Source organism: Intestinicryptomonas porci (genome assembly GCF_033971905.1).
In the GTDB taxonomy this organism is placed as follows: domain Bacteria; phylum Verrucomicrobiota; class Verrucomicrobiia; order Opitutales; family Intestinicryptomonadaceae; genus Intestinicryptomonas; species Intestinicryptomonas porci.
Genome location: NZ_JALBUT010000005.1, coordinates 51,855 through 75,114 on the forward strand (window position 1 = coordinate 51,855; position 23,260 = coordinate 75,114).

Here is a 23,260-nt window from a genome sequence, read left to right on the forward strand (position 1 = left end):
GGAAGACAATTTGTAAATTTTTGCCTGAAAATCTGTCAGCCTTGGCGTGAAAAAATGTTTTTATTTTTCAAAAAATGCGAGCATAAAAAAAGGAGATTGCGTTTGCAATCTCCCATGAAATTTTTGTTTAAAGCGTTATTTCATTTTTACGATGTCCACTCTTCTGTCGTGCTTAGCTTCGGGAGAGTTTTTCGCTACATCCATTGACGCGCCGTTTTTGCCGCGGGCGACAACTTCGGAACGGGAATTGTCGATGCCCAAATTCTTCAAGTACGCCTGTACGGAAGAGCCGCGCTTATCGGAAAGAACGAGGTTGTATTCTTCGGTGCCGTACCAGTCGGTATGCGCAACCAAAGCGATTTTTGCATCGGGGTTTGACTTCATGAAGCTTGCGGCGTTTTTAGCCTTTGAGCGTTCGCCCTGCGGAATTGCGTATTGGTCGAAGCCGAAGTAAATTGTTTCGAGTATATCGGCGGGGTCGATGTTTTCCCAGTTTATAGAGCCTGCGTTTGCGCTCGGATCTCTATCCATATCCTTGTTGTAAGCCGAACTTATGCCACCTTGGTCTCCAAATGGATCGCTTATGTCTGCGCCGTTAAAGCTACTCGGAGCGGAAGCGCGCGTGTCTCCGGGCTGGGGTTTGTCGTAGGATTCGCAGCCTGTCATAAAGAATACGGCAAATGCCGCTACGAGGAATGAAATAGATTTTTTCATAATTTTTTTTGCATTAAATTTATATAGTTTTAAAAAATTCATTTTTCACCGTTTTGGCAAGCATTTTTACAAAAATTACTCCGTTTTTGAATATTTTAACTCTTCCGAGAGTTTTTCGTTTGATTTTTTAAGCTCGTCTATAATTTTCAAGCTTTCGGATATGGTTTCGAGATGTTTTTTTATTTCAGATTTCAAGCTTGCAATTTCTTTGTCTTTTTGCGCGGAAAGCTCTGCAATTTTAGAGTTCATTTCTATTTTGCAACTGTCTAGCTCCGCCGCCATGTAGAGCATGTCGCGTTCAAGGGATTTCCTTGCGCTGTTTGCCTTTTCAAGCTCTTTTTCGGCGGCGGTTCTTGCGGCGGTTTCGCGCTCTATGCGCGCTTTGTAAAGGGCAATCGCCTCTTTATGCTCGACTGCATTGGAGGCTTCCAGTCTTTCAAGTTCGGCCCTCGTGAAAGCCGCTTTCGTGAAATATTCCTGCGCTTCTTTTTGCGCCTGTTCCGCCGTCTTCTTTGCGGTTTCTGCGCGGTCGTTTATGTTTTCAGCCTGTTTTATGCTGCGTCTTGCATCGACATATGCGGCGTCTTTTTGCGCCTTTAAGTCTTGGGAATACGCTTTTTCCGCCGCGAATTTAAAAAAGAAAAAGAGCGTTGAGAAAAACAAAACGCAGGCGGCGAGAAGCAATGTCTTGTTGAGGTCGTTCATAAAAAATTCAAAATTAAACGATAGCCCTGTTTTTTCCAATGTAAATTCAAAAATATTGTTGAAAAATTTTTAAGGCTCCAAAATAATCTGATTTATGATAATAGATTCTGAAATTAAAAACGACATAGCACAAATAAACAAACGCGCGGCGCACTTATGGAGGTTTCTTTGACGTCCCGAAAAAGCAGGAAGAAATAGCGCAATTAGAAGAAAAGATGGGAGCCGCCGATTTTTGGAACGACAGAAATTCGGCGCAGGAAATTCTTTCGGAAGCGTCGCGGTTAAAGAGAATTGTCGCGCCTCAGCTTGATTTTCAAAAGAGGCTGGGCGATTTGAACGCGCTTTTGGAGCTTGCCGAAGAATCCGATGAGGACGCGGATTTATCGGCGGAATTGGCGTCCGAAACCAATTCGATGTCCTTGGAAATAGAAAAGGTTGAGATAGAGTCGTTTTTAAGCGGAAAGCTCGACAACTCGAATGCAATCGTCACAATCCATGCGGGCGCGGGCGGCACGGAGAGCTGCGACTGGGCGGAAATGCTTCTTAGAATGTACACTCGCTGGGCTGAAAGGCGGGGCTGGAAGTGCGATGTTCAGGACATTGTTGCGGGCGAAGAGGCGGGGGTTGCGAAAGTCACAATCCGCATTGAGGGCGCGAATGCCTACGGATACGCCAAAGCCGAGCGCGGAGTGCACAGGCTCGTGCGTATAAGCCCGTTTGACGCGAACAAGCGCAGGCATACGTCGTTTGCTTCTGTTGACATCATAGCCGAAATCGAAGACGACGTTGAAATAGAGATAAAGGACGAAGAATTGCGCATCGACACTTACCGTTCGAGCGGCAAGGGCGGACAGCACGTCAACAAGACCGATTCCGCCGTGCGCATAACGCATATCCCGACAGGCATTGTGGTGGCTTGCCAAAACGAGCGTTCCCAGCTTAAAAATAAGCAGACCGCGATGAAGATTTTAAAGAGCCGCCTCTATGAAAAGCTTGAAGACGAAAAGCGCGCCGAAATGGATAAATTCTACGGCGAAAAGGGCGAAATTGCATGGGGCAACCAAATCAGAAGCTATGTATTCCAGCCCTACCAGATGGTAAAAGACTTGCGCACAGGCGCGGAAACAGGCAACATTCAGGCTGTCATGGATGGGGATATCGACATGTTTGTCAATGCGTGGCTAAGGGCGGGCGGGCCGACTTCGCGAAACAAGAATTATTTAACCGAAGAGTGATATGGACTGGCAAATTAAAACTTTGTCAAAAAAATCGTTTGGAAGCGGCGCCGAATTAAAGCCCGGCGACGTTGTCGTAAGCGTCATTTTCGTAAATGAGGCAAACGAGCTTGACAGGCGCGATTTTTTGAAAAAGGAGCTTGAAGAAAATCCTTTTGAGGGCAAGTTTGTCGGCAAATGGGAGCGCGTCGTTAGCGAAAATCCCGAAGAGGACGAGCGTCAGGCGCGGCGCATGGCGATAGCCGGCTCCGAAGACTTCTTTTTGTCTTTGTACGACGAAAACGGCGTCGAGGTCGAACAAAAAGACGTTTTAAAGCAAATGCTTGCGCTTCTTCTTGAAAGAAAGAGAATTTTGAGGGCAAAGGGAAGGCCTCAAAACGGCGTCCAGCTTTATATCCATTCTTCGTCCAAGCGCGAGTTTTTGGTTCCGCAAAAGGAACTTGGCGAAGAGCTTGTTTCAAACATACAAACACAGATAAACGCATTTATTGTTTAAATTTATGAAAAAAATATTACATTACGCATTATTGGCATTTTCGGCATTTTCAATTTCGGGATGCATTTGGGACGAAACAATCGAAAATTATTTGACTTTGCACGTTTGCGAAGCGCGCAACGAAATAGGGGTGTCGCGCGAAAGGGTTAAAATGCCTGAAACGGGCGTTGAGTTTATCGTCCAAAAAGAGGCTTTTATGACCATGGGCGACTTGGACAGCGTTGATGTCGCCGAAGTTTACGATCCGTCGTCGGGGACAACGATTCGCGGTTTTGTGCTGAACTGCAATGGCAAGGGCATAAAAAAGCTCTTCCGCGAAACGTCTAAATCTATGGGCGGGTGGATTTTGTTAAAGGAAAACGGAAATCCGCGCGCAATTCGCAAAATAGATTCAATCATATCAAATGGGAAACTTTTCATGCAGCTTGAATATCCGCGCGAAACGGACTTGTTTAAAAAAGCGCAGGACTACACAAAAGACATCGTAAAAGTGCAAAAGGAAATTGCCGAGCGTGAAGCGGGCTGGTAATGAGGTTTTTTCATGCAGTTGTTTTATTTGCGACATTTGCCGCAAATACGGTGTTTGCGGCAGACAAAATAGTTTGGCCTACCGAATCCACTGCATTTGTAAATGGGGAAAGCTTTGAAGCTTTCATTCAGCCGACATTTGGGCATGAGCCCAAGAGCGGGCTTTTTGGCGACGTCCGCAACAACGGTTACCGCTTCCATGAGGGCATAGACATAAAGCCCGTCCGCAGGAGCAAGCGCGGAGAGCCTTTGGACAGTGTCTATGCGGCAATGCGGGGTATTGTCGTGCTTGTAAACGACAGCCCCGGAGCCAGCAGCTACGGCAGGTATGTCGTGATAGAGCACGATGCTTTGGACGTGCATGTCTATACTTTGTATGCCCACTTGCGCTCGATTGACGAATCCATAAAAAAGGGTGTAAGGGTTGAGTCGGGTTGCCGTCTGGGGCAGATGGGAAGAAGCGCAGATTACGCAATCGCAAGGGAAGCTGCGCATTTGCACTTTGAAGTAGGCTTGCGCTACGGGGAGCATTTTCAAAAGTGGTACGACTTGCAAAAGTTCGGCAGCAAAAACAAATTCGGAGTTTTTAACGGAATGAATTTGCAGGGCATGGATCCCCTCGCTTTCATGAATGCGGCGCGCGAAGGCAAGCTATCGAACGGACGCGTTGCAGACTACATTTCGTCTTTGCCCACAGCTTTTATTGTGAGATACTATACCGCAAAAATTCCCGACTTCGCGTTGAGGTATCCCAAGCTTGCGGATTTAAACGGTTCGCAAAGGGGATGGGACATACATTTTACATGGTACGGGCTTCCGAAAAAAATCGAAAGGATTAAAAATCCGTCGCAATACACCGAACATGACGGGATAGAAATCATTTACGCAAATCCATTTGAAATAAACAGAAAATGCAGGGTTTTTGTAAAAATCAAGCAAAACGGCAAATTCCAATATACCGAGCTTTTAAAGGATACGCTGAAAAAAATGTTTATGTGATGTTTGAGAGCAAAAAAAGAAGCGCGTTTTGCGCTTCTTTTTTTTGAGGCTTATTTGGTTTATTTTAGGTTTGCCCTGATAAAGTTTTCGATTTCATCAAAGGGGATTTTTTCAAGATTGTCGTACAAATCGGTATGGTTTGCGTTTGGCACAATCAATAGCTTTTTGTTTTCTCCCTTTAATTTTTTGAAAGCGTCTTCGCTGAAATACCTCGAATGGGCGTTTTGCCCGTGGACAAGCATTACGGCGTTTCTTATTTCGCCCGCGTAAGACAAAATCGGCATGTTTATAAACGGAAGGGCGGAGGTTTTATTCCAGCCGCCGTTTGAATTTAGCGAGCGTTTATGGTATCCGCGCTTTGTTTTGTAGTAGGCGTGGTAATCCTTCAAAAATTGCGGCGCGTCTTGCGCAATCTTGTCCGGCAATCCTCCCGCAAGCGCGTTTGTCCCGCTTAGGGCGTCGGCGGTGCGCTGGGCGTTTATCGATTTTTTCAGCTCGTATCTGGCGTCTTCATCCATTGAGTCGAAGTAGCCGTTTGCGCTTACCCTGCACATGTCGTACATCGTGGACGCCACTGCGGCTTTTATTCTGGTATCCATTGCCATGGCGTTTAATGCAAAGCCTCCCCAGCCGCAAATTCCGATAATCGAAATTTTTTCGGAATCGACGTCCTTTCTTGTAGATAGATAATCGACTGCGGCGCAAAAGTCTTCCGTATTTATGTCTGGAGACGCCACATAACGGGGTTCTCCTGAGCTTTCGCCCGTGAAAGAAGGGTCGAATGCTATTGCAAGGAAGCCGCGCTCTGCCATCGTTTGGGCGTAAAGTCCCGATGCTTGCTCCTTTACTGCGCCGAATGGTCCGCAAAGTGCGATGGCAGGCATCTTTTCGCTTGCATTTTTAGGAATATAAACGTCAGCGCAGATGGTTATACCGTATCTGTTGCGAAATGACGCTTTTTCGATTTTTACTTTGTCGCTTTTGGGGAACGTTTTGTCCCAATCGTTTTTTTCGGAATTATTCATGGTTTGTTTTGCAATGAGTTCAAGTGATGAAATAAAAACGAGAAGTGCTAAGGGTAATTTTTTTATTGTTTTCATGATTTTTCCTTTATTTTCCTTATAAATTTTGCGGGGACTCCCGCCACTACGGCGTTGTCTTCAACATCTTTTGTTACAACTGCGCCCGCGCCGACTATCGCGTTTTTGCCAATGATTACCCCGGGCAAAATTACGGCGTTTGCGCCAATCCAGGCATTTTGTTTGATTACTACGGGCTTTATTAAAAGGTTGTGCCTTCCTTCGGGATTTTCGGGGTGGGCTTCTGTCGTTATTTTTACGCCGGGGGCTATAAATACATCGTCTTCTATCGTGATTGAGCCTTGATCGAGGAAGGTACAGCCAAAATTGATGAACACGTTTTTGCTGATTTTCGTGAGCTTGCCGAATGCCGTGTAAAACGGCGGGAAAACTCTTACAGACGAATCCAATTTTTGCCCCCAAATTTCTTCCAGAAGTTTTCTTGCTTCATCGTCAGTATGGGGAGAATTGTTAAGTTCGCAAACAAGGCGCCTCGTGTTTTCAACTTCTTCGCATATTTCATTGAAATCAGGGTCGGTGTTTTTTATGACGCTTTTTTTGAGCATCCTTTCCGTCAGTTCTTTTGTTTTTCTTTTCATTGGCGCGTTTTTTTATTTTCATGATTATGCCGCATTTTTTATGAAATAGCAAATACTTATATTTTATGCTGTACAATGCCTTTAAGCTATGCTACAAAATTTATATGGAAACAAGAGTTTTGAAGTATTTTCTTGCGGTTGCAAAAGAGGGTAGCATGACGTCGGCGGCAAAAACTTTGCATATTACCCAGCCGACGCTTTCGCGGCAAATAATGGAGCTTGAAGAGGAAGTCGGGCACAAGCTCTTTACAAGGGGCTATCACAGTCTTTCGCTTACGATGGAGGGAATGTTTTTGAGAAAGCGCGCTGAAGAGATTATGGACATAATTTGCAAGACCGCTTCGGAGCTTAAATCCGCAAATAAGGGCGTTTCGGGCGATGTTTACATCGGGTGCGGGGAAAGCAAATCAATGGAAATAATTGCGGAAGCCGTAAATGAAACAAGGAAGGAATACCCGGAAATACATTTTCATTTTTTCAGCGGAAATTCCATATATGTTTCGGAACAGCTTGAAAAGGGCGTTTTGGATTTCGGGGTGTTTATTGAGCCTGCCGACACGTCGAATTTTGAAAGCATCGCTTTGCCTGCAAAAGACGTTTGGGGCGTTGTAATGAGGAACGATTGCAGGCTTGCAAAAAAGAAGTCGATTAAAGTTAAAGATTTGGTTGGCTTGCCGCTCATATGTTCAAGGCAGGCGTCAGAAGAATTCAGCCCGAACAATGCGTATAAAAAATGGTTCGGCAAATATTTTGAAAAACTCGACATTGTAGCGTCGTACAACTTGATTTACAACGCCTCGATAATGGTGAGAAGCGGGGTCGGATACGCCATAACTCTTGACAAGCTTTTAAACGTTATGGGCGGCGGGGATTTGTGTTTTAAGCCGCTTAGCCCCAGGCTTGAATCGGGGTTGAAATTCGCATGGAAAAAACGCCAAGTGTTTTCAGGCGCGGCTGAAATGTTTTTGGAGCGCATGAAGCGGAAATTCGCAAAATAAATTTTTAGGCATCCAAATCGACAAGCTCATAGTCTGGCGAGCCTATGCCGAGATTCTCCGAAGCATCTATTATGAGAACGCCGCGCCTGTCTTCAATTCTTCTTATTAGCGACGCTTTCCCTTTGTCTTTTGAGGCGTAAACCATATCAACGCACGCTTTGTCAAGAGCCACGGGGTCGAGCGACGACATTATTCCGATATCAGACATTTCGGGCTTTGCGGGGTCTGAATCGCAGTCGCAGTCTATGGAAAGGTCTTTCATTACATTTATGAACGCGATGTTGCCTTTCATGAAGTCAGTTATCGACTTTGAAGCGTCCGCCATCGACTCCAAAAATTTATCCTGCTCGCAAGACCATATTTTTTTAATGTCTCCCGCGCCGTGGATATATGCCTTCCCGTGCGAAGAGGCAATCCCTATTGAGATGTTTTTTAACGCCCCGCCAAATCCCGCCATCAAATGTCCCTTGAAATGCGACAGCACCATAATGGAGTTGTAATTTTTCAGATGCGAGCCGACATAATTTGACTTAATCCGCTTCCCGTTTGGAATTTTAAGCTCAATTTCGCCGTCGGAATCCATTATGTCAACATTTGCGATTTTGGAAAAGCCGTGCTCTTCCATAACCTTCAAATGCTTTTGGGTGGTATCTCTGCGACCTTCGTAAGCCGTGTTGCATTCAACAATGGTTCCTTTTAGCAAATCTACAAGTGGCTTTATGAAATCCGGCTTTAAGTAGTGGTTTCCCCCTGGTTCGCCCGAATGTATTTTTACGGCGACTTTACCTGATAATTCCCGCCCCAAAACTTTATACATATCGACAAGTTTTTCGGGAGTTATTATTCTCGAAAAATAAACTTTGGGTTTTGAGTTTTTTCGGGGTGAGGGCATATAACTTTTATTCGCTTGCGAATTTAATTTTGCGCTTCGGCTTGTTCTTCCGCGAGGCGTTTTTGCGCAAGCCTTATTTCTTCGGGCGTCGGCGGCAACGGCTCGCCGAATTTCGGGAATATGAACTGTTCGATTGATACAGGCTTTTTTGAAGCATCGTCTATTTCGACAATGCAGCCGCAAATTCTCGGGTCTTTTTCGGCGACTTTGAATGCGCGCGGTCTGCCGTCCATGAATTTTTGCAGTACGGCGTTTTTGTCCCTGCCGAGGCAGCCGTCCCAAGGTCCCGTCATTCCCAAGTCGGAAATGTACGCAGTGCCGTTTTCCAAAATTCTTGCGTCAGCCGTCGGAATGTGCGTATGCGTGCCGAAAACTACGGCGGCTTTCCCGTCGAGCAGGTTGCCCATCGAAACTTTTTCCGAACTTGTTTCGGAGTGGAAGTCCAAAATTATGATGTCGCACTTGTCTTTAAGTTCTTCGCAGACGGAGACTGCGGCGCGGAAAGGGCAATCTGCCTTTATTTTCATTAATGTTTGCCCAAGCAGGGAAAATACTCCTATTTTCATCGAGTTTTTTTCGATGACCAAATATTTTTTGCCGGGGTTTTCGGGCGGAATGTTTGCGGGGCGGCAGAGGTTTTCTATCGAATCTATTTCGCCCTCGAAGCACCTCTGGTCCCAGATGTGGTCGCCAAGCGTGATTGCATCGACGCCGAAACGTGTGAGATATTCCGCCATGTTCCGCGTAATGCCGCTTCCGCCGGCGGAGTTCTCGCCGTTTGCCACGACAAAGTCTATGCCGAAATCCTGCCTTATTTGCGGCAGAAAATCGCGCAGTATGTCCCTGCCGGGCTTGCCGACGACGTCTCCGATGCAAAGAAGCTTCATTATGCGATAAAGCCCAATTTTTGCGAAAGCTTCTTCATGTCGGCGTTAATGCCTTCCGAAGATGTAACAGATGGAATTTCCGTAAGAAGCCCGCGCTCGGAATAGAATTTCACGAGGGGGAAAGTGGTTTCGTGGAAAACCTTTAAGCGTTTGCGGATTGTTTCAGGATTGTCGTCGTCGCGGACAATCAAATCTCCGCCGCACTTGTCGCACTTGCCTTCAACTGCGGGCTTGTGGTCGCGGACGTGGTACGGAGCCTGGCATTTCGAGCAAATCATTCTGCCTGTCAAACGGTTTACGATTTCCTCGTCGTCAACTTTTATATAGATTACGGAAGTTATTTTGTCGCCGCTTTTTTCGAGTATATCGTCGAGAATTTCAGCCTGCCTTACCGAGCGCGGGAAGCCGTCCAAAACAAAGCCGTTTTTGGCGTCGCTTTCGGAAAGCCTGTCTTTTAGCATTGCGGCAGTTACTTCGTCGGGCACAAGTTCGCCCCTATCGATGTAGCTTTTGGCTGTTTTTCCGATTTCGGTCATCTCTTTGAGATTTTTGCGGAACAAGTCGCCCGTTGCAATCTGGGGAATTCCGAGAACTTCGCAGAGGGCGACTGCGCGCGTGCCTTTGCCGCTGCCAGGTGCGCCCAAAAGAATAATGCGTGGTTTTTCCATAAGTTTTTAGTTGAGTAAGCGAATAAGTTTGAAAAATCTTCAAATATCCGCAAGCATTTTTTCCGGAATTTGACTATTTATGCAGAATTTAAACATCTCCGATTCTTCCGTTTGCGGAGTTTGGGTTGCGCCAAACTCCGAAGTACATTTGCGTTTGCGCTCCAAAGACGGGCGGCATTATTCTGAAAAATGCGAATTCAAGCCGTTTTTATGGGCGGGAGGCGATGTTCAAGAAGGCGGCATAATCGAGAGTGTGGAAAGTTTAAAATGTCCCGAGGGCAAAACTTTGCCTCTATCGAAAATTTTGCGCTTTAAGAACATCGGAGACTATGCGGATTTTTTGAAATCGCGCCCGAAAACGCTTGCGGTTGAAAAAATCGCAAATTTGGAAAACCAGTTCTTGATGCAACACAAGGCAAGGATGTTTGGCGGAATGCGGTTTTCCGATTTAAGGCGAATTCAGCTTGACATTGAAACGTCTTCGGAATTCGGCTTCCCCAATCCCGACAGAGCAGGCGACAGGGTCATTGCAGTAGGCATAAAATTCGGGGAAAAATCAAAAATTCTTGAAATTGGGGAAATGACCGATGACGCGGAGCGCAATTTGCTTTTAGCGGTGCAGTCAGAAATTCAAAACATTGACCCCGACACTATTGAAGGGCACAACATTTTCAGGTTCGACCTCGATTTCATAAGGCGGCGTTCAAAGCGTTTGAAGATAAAAATGCAGTGGGGCAGGTTCGGGGCGGAATGCGCCTTCCGATCTTCGAGGATAAAAATCGCAGAGCGTATTTTCGACTATCCGCGCTGCGACATTGCGGGGCGCACGGTTGTCGATACATTGCTTCTTTTACAGATTTACGATATTTCAGCGCGCGAGCTTTCGTCTTATTCGTTGAAAGCCGCCGCTGTGCATTTCGGCTTTTCAAAGCCCGAAAGCAGGACGTACATAGAGGGGTCGAAGATTCAGGACTTTTTTGTGTCTGACAGGGAAACTTTCAGAAAGTATTTAAAAGACGACATACGCGAAACTTTCGAGCTTGCGAACAGGCTTCTTCCGTCGTACTTCGCGCAGGTTCAGAATTTTCCGCTTACCTTGCAGGAGTGCATTTTGCGCGGTACGGGTTTAAAGGTCGAATACATATTCCTTGAAAAATATTTGCATGCCAAATCCGCTCTTCCCGAAAGCGAGCCTGCGGCGAATTTTGTTTCGGGCGGATTTTCCGAAAGCTTCAAGTCGGGGGTGTTTAAAAATGTCTTGCATTACGACGTTGCTTCCCTTTACCCAAGCTTAATGCTCGTTTTGGGCAAATGCCCCAAGAACGACTATCTTGAAATATTTTTGGACGTTTTAAAAGAGCTTAGAGCCTACCGCCTGCAATATAAACAGCTTGCAAAAACTGCCGAAAATCCCGACGAGCGCAAAGAATTTAATGCGCGTCAGGCGAGTTTTAAAATACTCATAAATTCGTTTTACGGCTATCTCGGGCTTGCGACCGCGCGTTTCGGCGACGCAGCTTTGGCAGATGAAATAACCACAAAGGGCAGGGAACTTTTGGCGGGGCTTATTGAGAATTTCAAGCGCGAGGGTTGCGAGATTTTAGAGGCCGACACGGACGGAATTTACGTTTCATGCGGCGGATATTTTTCATGCCCGCAAAATCTTCTTCCGAAAGTTATAGAACATCTGCCAAAGGGGGTGGATTTAGAGTTCGACGGAGCGTACAAGTCGATGTTTTGCTACAAGGCGAAAAATTACGCGCTTCTTACGGACAGCGGGGTTGTTTTGAAAGGCTCCGCCCTTAGAAGCAGGTCGATGGAGGGCTTTTTAAGAAAGCTTACTTCCGATTTCATAGACATAGAGCTTGGCGCGTCTAATAAAAATTTGGGCGAACTTCTTGCGGAGGTTCGTGAAAATATCGAAAGCGGAAATATGGACATATCTGAGCTTGCAAAGAGCGAGTACATAAGCATCTCGCCCGAAGCCTATAAAAAAACCATCGAAGTTGCGGGCAAGGGCAGGAGGGCGTCTCTTGAAGCGGCTTGCAAGCTTGAAAATCCCGCGCGCGTGGGGGACAAAATTTCGTACTTCATAAGCGATGCCGAACTGAAAAAAGGCGCGGACTGGAAGAGGGCGTATCCGATTGAGATGTACGACAAAAACACCCTGCCTTACGACGCGAAATACTATCTTAAAAAGCTCGACGACTGGTGCGAAAAATTTGCGGACTTTCTGCCGAAAACCATTTCTTCTTCCGTCCAGCCTGAATTTGATTTTTAATGCTCAGAGCGTTTTTGAGTATCTGAATTTGTCGGACAATCTTCCGTCAAAGAGCATTGCGATGTTTCTAAGGAAGAGCCTGCCTGTTTGGGAAACTTCCACTGCGCTTTCGCCAATTTCCAAAATTCCGTCTTTTTGCATTTCCAAAAGAGCGGGGAATGCGCCTTGGAATTTTTCCCTGAAATTAAAGCCGTGTTTTTCTTCAAACTTTTTGAAGTCGAGCTTTAAAAGGCACATTATGTCCATTATGATTTCGCGCCGCAATTCGTCTTCTTCCGACAAAATTATGCCGCGCTCTATTGGCAGTATTGAACTTTTTACTGAATGTTCGTATTCTGCGTAGATTTTGAAATTTTGCCTGTAAGTATTTTTTGTCTGAGATATAGAAGTAAGCCCAAGCCCGAAAGATTCAAGCCCCGCGCGTGTGCTGTATCCTTGGAAATTGCGCTGAAGCGTGCCCGACTTTCGCGCCAAAATAAGCTCGTCTTGCGGGAGCGCGAAGTGGTCCAAGCCTATGTATTCAAAGCCCGCATCTTTGAATGCTTCCATTGCATCGCCAAAAAGCCCGACTTTTTCCGCGCCCGTTGGCATGGGATATTTTTCGAGAGCCTTTTGGGCGGCTTTCATCCACGGCACATGGGCGTAGTTAAATAGCGCAATTCTGTCGGGCTTTAATTGAAGGGCGTCTTTTATCGTGTTTTTGAAATTTTCGGGAGTTTGAAGAGGAAGCCCGTACATTAGGTCTATGTTGATTTTTTTTATCCCGAATTCGCGCAGCCATTCAAAAGCCTGCAAATTCATTTTTTGCGGTTGTATTCTGGCAATCGCCTTTTGGACGTTTTCGTTTGTGTCCTGCACGCCGATTGAGGCGCGGTTTACGCCGATTTTTGCAAAAGCTTCAACTTTTTCTTTTGTAAGCGTGCGGGGGTCGAGTTCTGCCGAGTATTCGCAATTCGGGGAAATGTCAAATCCGCTTTTTATTATTTCGCTTAATCTTGAAATTTGTTCGGGCAAAAGAAAGTTCGGAGTGCCGCCGCCGAAATGTATTTGTTCGAGCGGGCATCTTTTAAGCCCCGAATTTTGCCAGAGCCTTAGCTCTTCTTCGATAAGCGAAAGATATTCGTCCGCTTTTTTTGCGTCAGTGCAGACGCTTGAAGAGCATCCGCAAAAGAGGCACTGCGTCCTGCAAAACGGTATGTGTATGTAAAGGGAGCGCGGCAAATTTAAATCAACAGCCGCCTTCGCCAATTTTTGCTTGTCGCATTCGGAAGAAAAATGCGGGGCTGTCGGGTATGAAGTGTATCGCGGGCCCGAAGTTTCGTATTTTAAAATGAGCTCTGTAAGGTTTTTCATTTTTTGAAATTTTTTGCGGCGTTTGCGAAAGCTTCGACATTTTCTAATTTGGCGTCGGGCAGTATCCCGTGCCCCAAATTCAAAATATGCCTAAACGGCTTCATCTCATTCAAAAGCGAAATGGTTTTTTCTTCGACCTCTTTGGGAGAGGCTTCCGATAAAATGGCGTTTGGAATATTGCCTTGCAGACAGAATTGATTTTCGTTTTCTGTGGCAATTTGCGGCAGATTTTCCTGCGAAGACAGGCTGTAAACATCGGCGTTTACTTTTTTTACTTCGTCAAACCGCCCCTGCATTCCGTTTGCAAAAAATATGGTTTTTACTTTGTTTTGTATTTTCGACATCGCGAAATTCGCGCTTATCGCTGACAGGTCTTCGTACATGTTAAATGGGGCGCATGATGCCTGCGAATCGAACATCTGAAATCCGTCAATGCCGCATTCAACTTGCATCTTCGCGTATTCTGAAATCGCTATGGCAAGTTTTGCAAGGAGCATTTCAAAGGCGTATTGCTCGTTTGTGAAAAAATCGTGAAACTTTTGGAAATCCCTTGAAGAGCCGCCCTCAATCATGTAAGAGGCGAGCGTAAAAGGCGAGGCAGAAAAACCTAAAAGAGCTTTATTGGGAAGTTCCTTTCTGATTAGAGAAAGGGCGTCTTTAACATAGCTTAACTTCTCGCGGACTATAGATGCAGGCGGAAGCTTTCTTATGTCTTCCACGCTTTTTATTGTGCTTTCAAGCTCTATTCCTCCCTTGTCTCTAAAATTATATTTAAAGCCGAGAGCCTCTGCCACGACTAATATGTCGGAAAACACGATTGCGCAGTCAAAGTCAAACCTGCGTATTGGCTGCAATGTCGCTTCAAGTGAAAGTTCAGGAGTTTTCACTATTTCCAAAAAACCGTGCTTTTCTTTTAGCGCGCGGTATTCGGGCAGGTATCGCCCCGCCTGGCGCATAATCCAAAACGGAGTGCGTAAAACGGGTTTTCCTTCCACCGCATTTAAAAAAAGTTCTCGTGAAGTCATTTTAATCTTTCCTTCTCATAAGTTTTTTTACTTCTCCAAATTCCCTGAATTTGAAAACAAAAAGCAACATTGTGTAAATTGCGATTCCAAGCGGAACAAGTATTGCCGCGTTCGCGGCGGCGGAAAGCTTGCCGCTTAAAAGGCTTGAAAGACACGGCTTTAAAATCCAAAGAGAAAGCCCCATAAGAACTGACGCCGTAAGAATTTTTAAAATCTCAAAAAACACGTTTTGCATTTTGCGCCTCTTTGAAAAGAGCGCACTTAAAAGCGCGGCTTGGAATATCCCCGAAATCACGTTTGCGCCGACCAATCCCATCGCGCCGAATCTGCCCATTAAAAGCAATGCCGAAGTCAGGTTGACTATGAAAGCCATCGCTGAAACTTTCATCGGCGTTTTCATATCCTTTACCGAGTGGAAGCCCCTTGAAGAGAGGGTTGCGAGGGAATAAAACGGAATGCCTATTGAACCCAATATCAAAATCGGAGTGCAAAGTTCGACGTCGGCGTTTCCGAATTTTCCCCATTCAAAGAGCAGTTTCAATATTTCGGGGGCGAGAGCAATCAGCCCGACGCAGCTTGGAACGCAAATCAGCATAAGAGATATTATGGCGTTTGAAAAGTGGCGCGAATATTCGCCGCCTTCGCTATTTGCCGAGGCGAGGGAGAGTTTGGGGAAGTAAACCGTTATTATCGCGAATGTGAAAATTCCGAGCGGAAGCTCTATCAGCCTGCTTGAAACGTAAATCGCGCTGACTGCAATGTCGCTTACTTTCAGCGCGAGCATGTTTGAAACAAGTATGTTTGCCTGTATTACCGACGCCCCTGCGAGCGCGGGCAGAAACAGAGCGTTGAACTCCCTTACTTCGCTTGTCGATTTCAGGCTTGGGGAAAATCTCCAACCGCTTCTTTTAAGCTGGAAAAGCGGAATGAAAAGCTGTGCGAGCCCGCCTGCAAGAACTCCTGCGCACATACATTTTGCAATGGCGTTTGAATTCCCCTTGAAAAGCGCGGCTCCTATTAATATTGATGATATTATCGCAATGTTAAGCCATACTGCCGTGAGAGCGGGGAGCGCGAAATGCCCCAAGACGTTCAAGGCGGCGCAAATTAACGCCGCAAGGCATATCAAAATCATGTATGGCAGCATTATAGAGGTGAATGCCGAGCCTGCCAAAAATCTTTCGCCCGAAAAGTGCGCGGATTTCTCGGCGAAAAAGTAAAAAATTTCCGATATGGAAATTCCCAAGACTACAATCGCGCACAAAACCAAAAACGCGCGGGTTATTATTTTGTTTAGGAAATCGAAAGCCTTTTCTTCCCCGCCGTTTTTGAGGGTTTGCGAAAAAATCGGAATGAACGCCGAAGACAGCGCGCCTTCTCCCATCAGACGCCTGAAAAGGTTTGGAATTGTAAAGCCGAAGAAGAATGCGGAGCTGACCGCGTTCACCCCCAAAAAAGCGAGTGTCAAGGTGTCTCTCAAAAGCCCCAATACGCGGGAGCCGAACGTGCCGAACGCGACTTTTAGAATGTTTTTCAAACTGCGGGAGGATTTTGCCATTATTTTACAACCCAGTCGTAATGGAAATTGGAAAGCTTTTGGCATCCGTTTTGAAGCACAAGCACGTTGTCTTCAATCCTGCATCCGCCAACACCCTTGTAATACAGCCCGGGCTCTACGGTGACAACTTCGCCGCTTTTAAGAGTGTTTTTTGCAAGACCTAAGCGCGGCTCTTCGTGGACTTCCAAGCCGATTCCGTGTCCCGTCGAGTGGAAAAATCCGCGCCAGCCGTTGCCGTCAAAATCTGTTTTGTAGCCGTTTTTTTCAAAGAAAGATGAGACGTTTTTATGGATTAAGTCGGCTCTCTTGCCCGCCTTGATTTCCGAAATTGCGTTTTCCTGCGCTTTTTTTACGCTTTCAACAAGCTTTATTTGCGCACAGTTTGGCTCTCCCTTTAAGAAGGTGCGCGTCATGTCCCCGAAGTAGCCCGAAGATTTCAGGCGCGGGAAAATGTCGAATACGCAGAGTTCGTTCGCCCTTATTTTACCGTATCCTTCGCAGTGGGGGTCGCATGCCTGGTCGGCGCAGGCGGCTATTGTATTTTTGGATTCCGCCCCCATTTTGAGGCATTGCAATTCTATTTCAAATTTAAGAATTTCGCTTGTTAAAAACTTTCCGTTCCATTTTAGAAAACCGTTTTCAATCGAGCTTTCCCTGAAAATCTGCCAGACTCTTTCAAAGCTTGCGCTTGCGGCATCGTTCGCCTTTTTGATTTCAGAAATTTCGGCTTCGCTTTTTATTCTGCGTTCGGGAAAGAAGTCTCCGCCAGAAACTTTTATTTTAAGCCCCGCTTTTTTTAATTTTAGGAACATGCCTGAGGGAAAAGAGTTCGGGACTTCCGCTTCCGATATTTTAAGATTTGAAAATATTTCAAGGAGAGTGTCAAAATCGCTACCGTTTGACGGGTAAATTCCGTCAAAATCCGATTCTTTTCGGGCGCGTCCGATTTCAAGAGGCGAGCAAATTGCGTATTTTTTCCCCTTGTGGGTGAAGGCGAAAACGGCGTCGGGAATATTCATTTTTGCAAAATACAGCATATCGGGCGATTTTTCCGTATTTGCGTAAATAAGCTTTTCCATAATCATAAAATTGTTGCCTACAATCCAAACATATATAATGCTGTTTTGCCATGAAAATTTTTACAATTTTACTGGCGGCGGCTTTGCCTTTGATTTTCGGCTGTTCAAAAGTCGAAACCGAAAAAGCGGGCATTGACGCTCTCTTCCCCCAGAAAATCGGCAATGCGGAATTTTCCGCAAAAATAGCCCTGACAAATCAGGAAAAGGCAAAGGGGCTTATGGGCGTAAAGCAAATGGGGGAAAACGAGGGAATGATTTTTGTGAGCGACTTTCCGCACATGGCGTCGTTTTGGATGAAAAACACTCCGATTGCTCTCGATATAGCCTTTTTGGACGCCCGTGGCAAGGTTTTGGAAGTCAAGCAGATGTTCCCGCACGACGAAACCGCAGTGAGAAGCACGTCTTCCGACGTATGCTACTGCATCGAAATGAACAGGGGATGGTTTCTTAAAAATTCGGTGAAATCGGGCGATTTTTTGGATATGAAAAAGTTTTACGAAGCTGTAAAGAAGCGCAGGGGCGAAAATTAACATGGGCAGAAGTTTTGTTTCAAACAACTTTTCAAGGCGAAAGTTCATTCTGCTTGCGGCGAGCTTTTTCATTTCGACCATAGCATGGCTTGGAGCGTACGAGTTCTTTTCAAGCAATATGACAAATTGGCAGAAAAACCGTCCAATCGACATAAGAAACGAATCGGGGCTTACGCGCGCGAAAGTTTACATAGACTCTACCACTGCGGCTGGAATTGCGTTTTGCGTTTCTGCGGCAATTCTTGCAGTGATTGACAAAAAATCTTCAAAAAGGCAGAAAAAATGACATCAGACACCATAGCGGCTCTTTCCACTCCCAACGGCGAATCTGCGATAGCGGCAATCAGGTTAAGCGGCGGAATGTGCCTTGAAACGGCAAAATCCTGTTTCGGCAAATCCGAAATTTCTCCGCGTTTTGCGTCGCATTCGTCCTATGTTTCAAAAGACGGGAAAATTTTGGACGATGTTGTTTTCACGTTTTTTAAGGCTCCAAATTCATATACGGGCGAAGACATGCTTGAAATATGCACGCACGGCAACCCGTACATCGTGCAAACGGTGCTTGAAGACTTGTTCGCGAGGGGGGTTAGGGCGGCAACGCACGGGGAGTTCACGCGCAGGGCTTTTGAAAACCGCAAACTCGACTTGTCGCAGGCGGAGGCTGTCGCGCTTATGATTGCCGCAAGGAGCGAAAAATCTTTGGAGGCGGCCAGAAAACAGCTTGGCGGCGAGCTTTCAAAGCGCGTAAATTCGATGTGCGACACTCTCATAGAGGCTCTTGCGTATATGGAGGCATACATAGATTTTTCTGACGAAGACTTGCCAAAAGAGTCTTTCTCAAAGCCGAAGGAGCTTCTTGAAAAATTCGTTTGCGACGCTTCGCGCCTTGTGTCAACAAGCCGTTACGGGGCGGTTTTGCGCGACGGGCTGAATGTCTCCATCATCGGCGAGCCAAACGCGGGCAAGTCGTCTCTCATGAACTGCATTTTGGGCAGGAACCGCGCGATAGTAAGCCCCTCCGCCGGAACCACGCGCGACTTTATTGTGGAACGGTTTTCGATTGGCGGGTATTGCGTAAATTTAGCTGACACTGCGGGGCTTAGAACTTCGGGCGACGAGATTGAGAAAGAGGGAATACGCAGGGCGCTTGAAGTTGCCAAAGACTCAGATTTAAAGCTTCTTGTTTTGGATGTTTCCGAAAATTTTGACGGCGTTTTTGAAATCGCCAAAAGTTTCATAAGCCCAAGCAATACGATTGTGGTTTTAAACAAAATCGACAAGCCGCGCGCGCAGAATGCGGGTATTTTTAAAGATTTTGTGTCTGTGGAAGTTTCCTGCCTTGAAGACAGGGGAATAGAAAATTTAAAGGAAAAGATTTTGGAATTCATAACAAAAAATTCCATAACATCTTCATTTGACGATATTTTGGTTAGCGCGCGCCATTCGGGTCTTGTTGCAGATTCTCTTGAAAACGCAAAATCTGCCGTTGAAAAAATCGACTCTTCCGCCCCATCGGAACTCGTCGCAAGCGATATACGCGCCGCTTTGGACAGCCTTGGAGAAATTGTGGGAAGGGGCGACAGGGAAGAGGTTTTAAGCAAAATATTCTCGACTTTCTGCATCGGCAAATAGAAAATATAAAACGTTTTATTTTTTATCTATGTGGTATTACCTCGACAATAAGAAGAAAAAATGCGGTCCCGTTGCCGATGCCGCGCTTAACGAACTTTACACAAAACATATAATAAATCAGGACACGAAAGTCTGGTCGCGCGGAATGCAAAGCTGGGCGCAGTTAAAAAGTACTGATTTATTCAGGCAGTTCGGGCGCAAAACATACACGAGGTTAAAAGAGCTTTCAAACGCTACCAAGCTTTTCAGGGGCTTGCTTTCGGCTTTCACAATTTTGGTCTTTTTGACCCTGCTCATAGATTTTAAACGCTTGGCGTATTTTGAGAAGCTTCTCGTATCGCCCGACACTTCTTCAACTTTCTTGAAGTGCGTCGGTTTGGAATACCACAAAATATCGTTTTTGACTTCGCTTGTTTTGTTTATTCTTTTGCTGTTTATTGCAAAGGCGGCGCAGAACTGGATTTTCACGATAGTTTCAAACCTCCGCGCGCTCGACAAAAGTTGCAGGCTTTCGCCGTCTTTTTCGGGCTGGTCGCTTTTCATTCCCATTGTCAATTTGGTAAATCCGTTTATTGTCGTTTTTTATGTTTACAAGGCGTCAAAGAACGCGAATGGCAAGGCTTTGAATATTTTGGATTTGAATTTTTTGATTTTGTGGTGGTTTTTCACCTTGTTTGAGCTTTTGATTTTGTTCTTTCAAAAAATATGGTTTTCGGGCTTTGTCAGCATCGATGCGGCGAAGGGAATTTTGATTTTTGCGATTTACCACACGGTTATTCTTACAATCGCCTGCATTTTCTGGATAGTGCTTGTATCGAGGATTTTCCTTTTGCAGCGCAAGATTTTTTATAAATGACGAAAACAGCCGAACTCAAAAAGTTCGGTTGTTTAGTTTTTCGAGAAGTCCAAATCGGTAAAGACTGCCGCATGGTCGCTTGCGGATTTCACTATGGGCAAAACTTCCGCTTTTTCCGCGTATTTTTTCATGGGTTTTGATATCATGAAAAAGTCGAACTGCCGATATGCGTTTTCTTTTGCCCAATGGTATGAAAATGGCAAGCCGTTTGAGTTTTCCTGCTTCAAAGGCTCAAGGCCCGCTTTTTTCAGTATGGCTATTGCCCCGTCTTTTGGCTCTTCGTTAAAGTCTCCGCCGATTATGGCAAGACCGCCTTTTCTCAAAAATCTCGACATGTCTTTTGCGATTAACTCCGCTTCTTTTTGCCTGAACAAATTGTTTTCCCTGTCGCGGGCTTTTGCTCCGAACTTGCTTTTAAGGTGTATCGAGCCGAACCGCCAATCCTTGCCGCACGTTTTAAAATCTGCCACAAGCATTCCGCGCGGCGAACGCGCGCTTTCACCGAAATAGTCGAAGTTCTTTACGGCGAGAATGTTTGTTTTTTGAAACGGGATTTTTGAAAAAATCGCGCATTGCGGATATTCGGAGCTTTCTTCCGAAACCGCGAAATAGGGGTAGTTCATGCCGCTTTGCGAAAGGCGTTTTGCAAACTCTTTTGCGTAAGGCTCTCCGCCGATTTCCTCAATGCCGAGAACATCGGGGTTTATGTCTTTTATGATTTTTAAGATTTCCTCTTTTTCGTCTTCGGGCTTTGGAGATTTTATGCGCCTGCCGTTTTTCATTCGGTAGGTGTCAAGATAGCAGTGTACGTTCCATATGCACACCCTGATTTTGCCTTCTTCGCGTATTTTTGAAGGCTCGAGTTGTGCGGAAGTTTGGACTATATGGCGGTTTTTGCCAAAATTTCCGCTTAGAATGTCCTGCGGGGAAACTTGGTAAAATAGGGCGGCAAGCAAAACCGCCAAAAGCCACACGAGCTTTATCCAAATGTTTTTAGAGGGCTTTTTTCTTCTTCTCATTGAGGCTGGTAGGGGGATTTATCGCGGTTGCCGAGAGCGATTTTTTCAACGTATTTTGCGAGAAGGTCGAATTCCAAATTTACGAACTTGCCCGCGTGCGCCTGCGAAAGGTTTGTGACTTCCAATGTGTGCGGGATAAGCCAAACTGCGAGAGAATCGGGATGCACTTCTGCGATTGTTAGCGAAATGCCGTCTATTGCAATTGAACCTTTGTAAACCGCGTACTTTGAAAATTCTTGCGGGACTTCCACTCTCAAATAAAAATTCTTGCCCCTCTTTTCAAAATCGAGGATTTTTGCGCGGACGTCGATATGCCCCGATACAAAATGCCCTCCGAGCCTTGCTCCCGACTGCAAAGGTCTTTCCAAGTTTACGAGAGAGCCGCTTTTAAGACCTTCAAAGCTTGTGAGCCTCAAAGTTTCTTCCAAAAGCTCAAAACTTATTGTTTCTGCTTCTTTTTGGACGACAGTGAGACAGCAACCGTTGTTTGCCAGAGAATCGCCGATATTTAAATCTTCCGCTATGAACTTGGGGGCTTCGACTTTCATAAGCCAAGCCTTGTCTTTGTTTTCCAATGAAATCACTTTGCCTGTCGCTTCAACTATGCCTGTAAACATAAAAATCCTCCTGTTTTAAATTAAAGAACGCATACTAAATCGGAATTTATTTTAGTCAAGGTTGCGTTTTTTTGCGAGGCGAATTTTGCACTAAAATCTTGAAATCCTTTCCGTGTCTGCAATAATTTTTGGCAAAAAGTTTAATTTTTGTCTTATTTATGTAAAAAATAAGAAAATATTGGGAAAGGAAATATGAAAAAACTATCGAGAAGAGACTTCATAAAGAAGTCTGCCGCCGCGGCTTTTGCGGGCGCGTTTTTGCCGACAATCATACCTGCGTCGGCGTTGGGGAAGGGCGGAGTTTTGGCTCCGAGCGAAAGAATTGTGTTCGGCTGTATCGGTGTCGGAAGCCAAATGCGCGGGCACAGGGATTTTTATGCGGGCTTCGGAGGCTCACAGGTTATTGCGGTTTGCGATGTGCGCAGGTCTAACAGGGAAGAATCAAAGCGCGTTGTCGAGGAAATTTCGGCGCGCCGCAGCAATCTTGAAAACTACAAGGGCTGCGACATGACCGAAGACTATCAAGACATCATTGAGCGCGACGACATCGACGCCGTTGTAATTGCAACTCCCGACCACTGGCACGTTCAAATAGCCCTCGCCGCCGCAAAGGCGGGCAAGCACGTCTATCTTGAAAAGCCCATGAGCCTCACAATCGAAGAGGGCAAAATATTGTCGGACGCAGTGCGAAGAACCGGCATAAAGCTTCAAGTCGGCACACAGCAGCGAACGGAGGCTTCTTTCCGCAAGGCGGCTGAAATCGTGCGCAACAAGCTGATTGGCGACGTCAAGGAAATTTATACCGACATCGGGGTTTTCGCGCAGCCGAAAATTTTGAAGGAAGAGCCCATTCCCGAGGGGTTTAACTACGAAAAGTGGCTTGGGCCGTCTCCGTGGTATCCGTATAATTCCGAAAGAGTGCGCAGTTTCTGGAACGGCGGCTGGCGTTGTTTTTGGGATTATGGCTGCCGAAAGGACGGCGACTGGGGCGCGCACCACTACGACATCATCCAGTGGGCTTTGGGCAAGGACGATTCATTCCCGACACTATTTTGCCCGCCGAATACAGACGGTTCCGTTTGCAGGTTTTTCGAGTATGAAAACGGTCCGAGAGTGTACATAAATCCGTTCGGTCAAAACGGTGGAACAAAGGGGCACATGATTAGATTTATCGGAACAAAGGGCGAAGTAAGGGTGAGCCGCGGCAACCGTATCGACTCCGACCCCGAATGGCTTGCAAAGGGCTTTTTGCCAAACGGCTCGACAAAGCTTCAAGTAGTTCCGAACATCCGCGAAGATTTGATAAACTGCATACGCACGGGCGGAACTCCGATTTGCAACGCGGATGTCGGCTACCACACGAGCGCGACATGCCAGCTTTCCGCCATGGCGCTTCGCTTGAACCGCCCGATAAAGTGGGATGCAAAGGCTGAAAAAATAATTGGCGACCCTGTTGCGCAGTCGATGACTTCGCGCGTGCGCCGCGCGCCGTACTTCCTTGGCGTTTAAC

The 23,260-nt window shown here is 46.0% G+C and carries 24 protein-coding genes; 11 read left to right on the top strand and 13 right to left on the bottom strand.

Annotation, left to right across the window (positions count from 1 at the left end):
• Window positions 1-135 precede the first annotated feature (135 nt).
• Together MOX91_RS05130 and MOX91_RS05135 are read right to left on the bottom strand one after the other, a co-directional pair.
• Window positions 136-714 carry an OmpA family protein gene (locus MOX91_RS05130; RefSeq protein WP_370397011.1) on the bottom strand — a complete coding sequence of 193 codons (579 nt, stop codon included), beginning with the start codon at window positions 712-714 and terminating at the stop codon, window positions 136-138.
• A gap of 75 nt (window positions 715-789) precedes the next feature.
• Window positions 790-1,419 carry a hypothetical protein gene (locus tag MOX91_RS05135; protein WP_370397012.1) on the bottom strand — a complete coding sequence of 210 codons (630 nt, stop codon included), beginning with the start codon at window positions 1,417-1,419 and terminating at the stop codon, window positions 790-792.
• A 97-nt stretch (window positions 1,420-1,516) separates the two neighbouring features.
• Here MOX91_RS05135 and prfB point away from each other — a divergent pair.
• The 4 genes from prfB (at window position 1,517) to MOX91_RS05155 (ending at window position 4,677) form a co-directional block, all read left to right on the top strand.
• Window positions 1,517-2,654 (top strand): peptide chain release factor 2 gene (gene prfB, locus MOX91_RS05140; protein ID WP_370397132.1). Its coding sequence is split into 2 segments (ribosomal slippage): window positions 1,517-1,588 and window positions 1,590-2,654, totalling 1,137 coding nucleotides; the frame shifts between segments, so codons are not numbered across the junction.
• A gap of 1 nt (window position 2,655) precedes the next feature.
• Window positions 2,656-3,150 (top strand): hypothetical protein, encoded by a 495-nt coding sequence (locus tag MOX91_RS05145; RefSeq protein ID WP_370397013.1) that lies wholly within the window; start codon window positions 2,656-2,658, stop codon window positions 3,148-3,150.
• Between the two features lie 4 nt (window positions 3,151-3,154).
• Window positions 3,155-3,679 carry a hypothetical protein gene (locus MOX91_RS05150; protein WP_370397014.1) on the top strand — a complete coding sequence of 175 codons (525 nt, stop codon included), beginning with the start codon at window positions 3,155-3,157 and terminating at the stop codon, window positions 3,677-3,679.
• The gene (locus tag MOX91_RS05155) at window positions 3,679-4,677 is read left to right on the top strand and encodes a M23 family metallopeptidase (RefSeq protein WP_370397015.1); all 999 of its coding nucleotides are present in this window, start codon (window positions 3,679-3,681) and stop codon (window positions 4,675-4,677) included. Before MOX91_RS05150 ends, MOX91_RS05155 begins: the two co-directional genes overlap by 1 nt.
• A gap of 59 nt (window positions 4,678-4,736) precedes the next feature.
• Here MOX91_RS05155 and MOX91_RS05160 read toward each other — a convergent pair whose 3' ends face one another.
• Both MOX91_RS05160 and MOX91_RS05165 read right to left on the bottom strand, forming a co-directional pair.
• Complete coding sequence (locus MOX91_RS05160; protein ID WP_370397016.1) at window positions 4,737-5,702, bottom strand: alpha/beta hydrolase; 966 nt, start codon at window positions 5,700-5,702, stop codon at window positions 4,737-4,739.
• Between the two features lie 71 nt (window positions 5,703-5,773).
• Entirely contained in the window at window positions 5,774-6,355 is a 582-nt protein-coding gene (locus tag MOX91_RS05165; protein ID WP_370397017.1) for a sugar O-acetyltransferase, read from the bottom strand.
• Between the two features lie 104 nt (window positions 6,356-6,459).
• Here MOX91_RS05165 and MOX91_RS05170 point away from each other — a divergent pair, with 104 nt between their 5' ends.
• Window positions 6,460-7,353: a LysR family transcriptional regulator gene (locus tag MOX91_RS05170; RefSeq protein ID WP_370397018.1), complete on the top strand. Its 894-nt coding sequence runs from the start codon at window positions 6,460-6,462 to the stop codon at window positions 7,351-7,353.
• A gap of 4 nt (window positions 7,354-7,357) precedes the next feature.
• Here MOX91_RS05170 and MOX91_RS05175 read toward each other — a convergent pair whose 3' ends face one another.
• From MOX91_RS05175 to MOX91_RS05185, 3 genes are read right to left on the bottom strand one after another with little or no spacing between them, the layout of a single operon-like run.
• Complete coding sequence (locus MOX91_RS05175) at window positions 7,358-8,245, bottom strand: DUF362 domain-containing protein (protein WP_370397019.1); 888 nt, start codon at window positions 8,243-8,245, stop codon at window positions 7,358-7,360.
• Window positions 8,246-8,268: 23 nt separating this feature from the next.
• Complete coding sequence (locus MOX91_RS05180) at window positions 8,269-9,132, bottom strand: TIGR00282 family metallophosphoesterase (RefSeq protein ID WP_370397020.1); 864 nt, start codon at window positions 9,130-9,132, stop codon at window positions 8,269-8,271.
• Entirely contained in the window at window positions 9,132-9,800 is a 669-nt protein-coding gene (locus tag MOX91_RS05185) for an adenylate kinase (RefSeq protein ID WP_370397021.1), read from the bottom strand. The genes MOX91_RS05180 and MOX91_RS05185 overlap by 1 nt, the downstream gene beginning before the upstream one ends.
• 79 nt (window positions 9,801-9,879) lie before the next feature.
• On the opposite strand from MOX91_RS05185, the gene MOX91_RS05190 reads away from it, so the two are divergent.
• The gene (locus MOX91_RS05190) at window positions 9,880-12,081 is read left to right on the top strand and encodes a DNA polymerase domain-containing protein (RefSeq protein ID WP_370397022.1); all 2,202 of its coding nucleotides are present in this window, start codon (window positions 9,880-9,882) and stop codon (window positions 12,079-12,081) included.
• A gap of 3 nt (window positions 12,082-12,084) precedes the next feature.
• Here the strand turns inward: MOX91_RS05190 and hemN are convergent, their stop codons facing one another.
• The 4 genes from hemN to MOX91_RS05210 are packed head-to-tail and all read right to left on the bottom strand — an operon-like array spanning window position 12,085 to window position 17,096.
• Complete coding sequence (gene hemN, locus MOX91_RS05195; protein ID WP_370397023.1) at window positions 12,085-13,434, bottom strand: oxygen-independent coproporphyrinogen III oxidase; 1,350 nt, start codon at window positions 13,432-13,434, stop codon at window positions 12,085-12,087.
• Window positions 13,431-14,459 (bottom strand): uroporphyrinogen decarboxylase, encoded by a 1,029-nt coding sequence (gene hemE, locus MOX91_RS05200; RefSeq protein WP_370397024.1) that lies wholly within the window; start codon window positions 14,457-14,459, stop codon window positions 13,431-13,433. The genes hemN and hemE overlap by 4 nt, the downstream gene beginning before the upstream one ends.
• 1 nt (window position 14,460) lies before the next feature.
• On the bottom strand, window positions 14,461-16,017 hold the full coding sequence (murJ, locus tag MOX91_RS05205) for a murein biosynthesis integral membrane protein MurJ (RefSeq protein ID WP_370397025.1): 1,557 nt from the start codon (window positions 16,015-16,017) through the stop codon (window positions 14,461-14,463).
• Entirely contained in the window at window positions 16,017-17,096 is a 1,080-nt protein-coding gene (locus MOX91_RS05210; RefSeq protein ID WP_370397026.1) for a M24 family metallopeptidase, read from the bottom strand. The genes murJ and MOX91_RS05210 overlap by 1 nt, the downstream gene beginning before the upstream one ends.
• 50 nt (window positions 17,097-17,146) lie before the next feature.
• Here MOX91_RS05210 and MOX91_RS05215 point away from each other — a divergent pair, with 50 nt between their 5' ends.
• From MOX91_RS05215 to MOX91_RS05230, 4 genes are read left to right on the top strand one after another with little or no spacing between them, the layout of a single operon-like run.
• Window positions 17,147-17,626 carry a DUF192 domain-containing protein gene (locus MOX91_RS05215; protein ID WP_370397027.1) on the top strand — a complete coding sequence of 160 codons (480 nt, stop codon included), beginning with the start codon at window positions 17,147-17,149 and terminating at the stop codon, window positions 17,624-17,626.
• 1 nt (window position 17,627) lies between these two features.
• Complete coding sequence (locus tag MOX91_RS05220) at window positions 17,628-17,912, top strand: hypothetical protein (RefSeq protein WP_370397028.1); 285 nt, start codon at window positions 17,628-17,630, stop codon at window positions 17,910-17,912.
• Window positions 17,909-19,258 (top strand): tRNA uridine-5-carboxymethylaminomethyl(34) synthesis GTPase MnmE, encoded by a 1,350-nt coding sequence (mnmE, locus tag MOX91_RS05225; protein ID WP_370397029.1) that lies wholly within the window; start codon window positions 17,909-17,911, stop codon window positions 19,256-19,258. The genes MOX91_RS05220 and mnmE overlap by 4 nt, the downstream gene beginning before the upstream one ends.
• 28 nt (window positions 19,259-19,286) lie before the next feature.
• Window positions 19,287-20,114 carry a GYF domain-containing protein gene (locus MOX91_RS05230; RefSeq protein ID WP_370397030.1) on the top strand — a complete coding sequence of 276 codons (828 nt, stop codon included), beginning with the start codon at window positions 19,287-19,289 and terminating at the stop codon, window positions 20,112-20,114.
• Between the two features lie 32 nt (window positions 20,115-20,146).
• Here MOX91_RS05230 and MOX91_RS05235 read toward each other — a convergent pair whose 3' ends face one another.
• Both MOX91_RS05235 and MOX91_RS05240 read right to left on the bottom strand, forming a co-directional pair.
• Window positions 20,147-21,133, bottom strand: a complete 987-nt coding sequence (locus MOX91_RS05235) for an endonuclease/exonuclease/phosphatase family protein (protein WP_370397031.1) — start codon at window positions 21,131-21,133, stop codon at window positions 20,147-20,149.
• Window positions 21,130-21,750, bottom strand: coding sequence for a riboflavin synthase (locus MOX91_RS05240; RefSeq protein WP_370397032.1), 621 nt, complete (start codon window positions 21,748-21,750; stop codon window positions 21,130-21,132). Before MOX91_RS05240 ends, MOX91_RS05235 begins: the two co-directional genes overlap by 4 nt.
• 192 nt (window positions 21,751-21,942) lie before the next feature.
• On the opposite strand from MOX91_RS05240, the gene MOX91_RS05245 reads away from it, so the two are divergent.
• Window positions 21,943-23,259: a Gfo/Idh/MocA family protein gene (locus MOX91_RS05245; protein WP_370397033.1), complete on the top strand. Its 1,317-nt coding sequence runs from the start codon at window positions 21,943-21,945 to the stop codon at window positions 23,257-23,259.
• Window position 23,260: the final 1 nt, after the last annotated feature.